A 1,425-nucleotide genomic window follows, 5' to 3' on the forward strand; every position below is an offset into this window, starting at 1 on the left:
TCAAATAATCACTATAAAGATCAAGCATATCCATTTAATTCCCTCCCTAAAATTAAGGGCGGAATTCTAATGCTTTTTAGTCAAACTACAAGTTTATGTGCGTAACATGAGTTATTAATTTATTATGAACCCTTTTTGTATTTCTGTTTTGCTTCTAGTCACTAATCTTTCTTACGCTATTTCCCCCCTTGATAAAGTAATGAAGCAGGCACAGAAACGTTCTCCATTAGAAGATAATGTCCGTGTATTAAGCGATGAAATTGGTGGGCGACTACCTGGTACACCTGCCTTAAGGCGTGCAGTGGATTGGAGTGTCAAGGCTTTTAAACAGGCTGGGGCTGAGCAAGTCTTTATTGAGCCCTTTACTATGCAGGTGGGATGGCAAGAAGGACCTACACAGATTCAAGTAGAGCCCCCTAATAACTTTACTGTACGGGCTGTTTCTCTCGGATGGTCACCGGCATTGCTAACCCAAACACCTGTACGCGTTGTTGATGTGGGCTTTGGAAGTGCTAAAGAGTTTCAACAAGCAGGTGAGCTCGCTGGCGCCGTTCTTCTTCTACATTCCAAGGTTATGAAAACTTGGGACGACCTCTTTGACGAATATCTTGATTTACCACCTATTGTGGAGCGCGCAGTGAGAGCCAAAGCCACAGCGATCGCACTGATTTCTAGGCGTCCGCGTGCTTTGCTGTATCGTCATATGAATGTAGGGCCCAATCAAATTGATGTATTACCGATGTTTATTGTTGCTCGAGAAGATGGTTTACGTATCTCTCGCCTACTGGCGCAACAAAAACCTCTTATTATGAATATCGATATGCCCAATCAAATAAGCCCTGCATTTACATCCTGGAATGTTATTGCTGAAATAAAGGGTAGGGAAAAGCCCGAGGAGTGGGTCTTATTGGGTGCTCATCTAGATTCTTGGGATTTAGGTACTGGGGCTTTGGATAATGGCTGCAATGTTGCACTGGTCATTGATGCTTTTCGCGCCATTAAGAAAGCTGGAATTAAGCCCCGGCGCAGTATCCGGTTTGCATTATTCAGCGGAGAGGAGCAGGGATTTATAGGTTCTCATGCTTATGTATTATCGCACTATAAGGAAATGAACAAAGCTGCGGGGGTCGTTATTTTAGATGCAGGCTCTGGTGCGATAACTGGATTTTCGCTTAATGGACGTAAAGATATCTTAACAGCTAGCCAAAAAATTATAGCTCCTTTACGAGGATTAGGAGTAAAAAAGAATACGGTTGATGCTGATGTGGGCACAGATAATCTAAGTTTCCTTCTTGCAGGACTTCCTAATTTACTCATGTTACGCACGGTCAATTTTAAGCTGCCATATTTTTAAGCTCCTGCCAAGCAATCTGGTTCGCTCTAAGAATCAATTTGTACTTAATAGCAAAGTGATTTAAATGAGTT

At 42.4% G+C, this 1,425-nt stretch carries 1 protein-coding gene; it reads left to right on the top strand.

From position 1 onward, the window contains the following. The first annotated feature begins 124 nt into the window (after window positions 1-124). On the top strand, window positions 125-1,354 hold the full coding sequence (locus tag ELY15_RS15765) for a M20/M25/M40 family metallo-hydrolase (protein WP_127101705.1): 1,230 nt from the start codon (window positions 125-127) through the stop codon (window positions 1,352-1,354). Window positions 1,355-1,425: the final 71 nt, after the last annotated feature.

This window comes from Legionella sp. km772 (assembly GCF_003989735.1).
In the GTDB taxonomy this organism is placed as follows: Bacteria; Pseudomonadota; Gammaproteobacteria; order Legionellales; family Legionellaceae; genus Legionella.